Origin of the sequence: Pontibacterium sp. (assembly GCF_041587635.1) — a bacterium.
GTDB lineage: Bacteria > Pseudomonadota > Gammaproteobacteria > Pseudomonadales > Balneatricaceae > Pontibacterium.
On the sequence record NZ_JBFGYC010000709.1, the window covers coordinates 1 to 1,635 of the forward strand.

At 49.6% G+C, this 1,635-nt stretch carries 1 protein-coding gene; it reads left to right on the forward strand.

Annotated elements, in window-relative coordinates:
* A partial coding sequence (locus ABYW01_RS21010; RefSeq protein WP_372836516.1) for a deoxyribodipyrimidine photo-lyase occupies positions 1–997 on the forward strand: 997 nt, incomplete at its 5' end.
* Positions 998–1,635: the final 638 nt, after the last annotated feature.

Sequence of the window (1,635 nt, forward strand, 5' to 3'; positions counted from 1 at the left end):
CCCGGGTAGCGTGCGGAACAAACAGGGACAGCCATTCAAAGTGTTTACGCCGTTCAGCAAGGCGTGGCGTGTCCGGTTCACCGATGAGTGGCCAGAGCCTTTGCCCATGCCCGCGCCTCAACCGCCGTGTAATGTGCAGTCTGATCCTGTGCCTGACTCGTTGGTGTATGACGCACCTGTGCAGAGTATCTGGCATGCTCATCTTTGGCCTGCAGGATCTGAAGAGGCCCATCAGCGTTTAGCTATATTTGCGGAAACTAAAGCAGCTGATTACAAGTTAAAACGTGATTATCCAGCGTTAGCCGCAACCTCTGCGTTATCTCCTTATCTTACCGTAGGGGCCATATCGTCGCGTCAGTGTCTGGCAGGCTTAAGCGCGAATTCGGGAGATCCTGAGTGGTTGGACAATCACTGGACGTCTGAGCTGATCTGGAGAGAGTTCTATCGCCATCTGCTGGTGGATTTTCCGGAGATGAACCGGTTGTTGCCGTTTAAACCGGATGTGGAAAGTCGATTAACGTGGTCTTCAGATGATCGGCTATTTGATGCATGGTGCCGGGGTGAAACTGGCTTTGCGTTGGTCGATGCCGGTATGAAACAACTACTTGCCACCGGTTGGATGCACAACCGACTGCGTATGGTGACGGCATCCTTTTTGACCAAACTTTTGCGACAGGATTGGCGCAAAGGGGCCCGCTTTTTTATGCAGCACCTTATCGACGGTGATTTTGCCTCCAATTTGGGCGGCTGGCAGTGGAGTGCCTCTGTGGGGGCTGATGCCGCGCCGTATTTCAGAATTTTCAGTCCTGTGCGTCAGGCAGAACGGTTTGATGCTCAAGGTGAATATGTTGCACGCTGGATACCGGAGTTGGCTTCGCTGTCAGGTGCCCAACGTTTTGATCCTATGGTTGGGGCCGATGTGGGTCGGCCTCTGCCGATTATTGACTATACTCAAGCACGCAGTCAGAGCCTGGACGACTACAATCGGGCCAGCTAACTGCATATAAATCGGAGGCGCAGTGATGAAAGTATCTACGGATCTTAAGCTAATTCAGGTTATTGCGGTGCTCGTGCTAGCGTTTACCGCAGTACATGCATATGCCGGTTAGAACAGGGTTTCTTATTCGCCAATGCTGAATGACGTATTGAAACAATTATGTCAGGAAGAGCAGGGTGATCTGTGTCATGCGTATCAGTCGTGATCTCGCGGCTGAGCATACACTGCCTTATAGCCTTGCCAGGCATCGAAGAATGAGTGGTTTGTATTTGATTGCAACCCGATGTGAAGACACACGCAAGTGTTCAGTCGATCTTTGAACATAATGTATTTTAAGAACCTGCAAAATTCAGCAGTTGTATCCTAGATAAGCCGCTACAGGCCCATCCTCCGATCTTCAATCTGTATTCAAGCTATCATTCCCTTATTAGCAATGTATGAGCTTTGTTAAATTGGGAGTGTCGCCATGTTTACCCGTCTGTATTGCCATCTTATTGTCTTGCTGATGTGTCTGTGTAGTTCGTTTGCAATTGCGGATTACAGCATTGAAAAGATCAACGGCGACCTCTATCGGTTTGTGGATGATCGTCACCGTTCGGTATTTTTAGTCAAAGATGATGGAATCCTGTTGGTTGACC